We start from the raw sequence: 255 nt of genomic DNA on the forward strand, positions 1-255 counted from the left end.
AGTAGCCGAAAGTCGAATGGTAACATTTTTAATTTTACCTATTACTTCTCTACCAGATTTAAAACAGACTGTGCCAAGTTTAGGAAGTTTTAGGTGGGTACTATCTAGAGCTTGAATATTTTTGTTAACAGAGTTGCTTTGATAGCTTTGTTTAGGAAATTTTCTTGACTTAAATTTAGGGTATCCAACATGATCTTTAAATAGTTTCTGATAAGCATGATTTAAGTCTCTGCTGACATGTAATAACGAAGTAGA

The 255-nt window shown here is 32.2% G+C and carries 1 pseudogene; it reads right to left on the reverse strand.

Annotated elements, in window-relative coordinates:
* Nucleotides 1–255: pseudogene (locus KH893_RS13325) on the reverse strand (RNA-guided endonuclease TnpB family protein); the annotation flags it as partial.

The organism is Liquorilactobacillus sicerae, from assembly GCF_029916425.1.
Classification (GTDB): Bacteria; Bacillota; Bacilli; order Lactobacillales; family Lactobacillaceae; genus Liquorilactobacillus; species Liquorilactobacillus sicerae.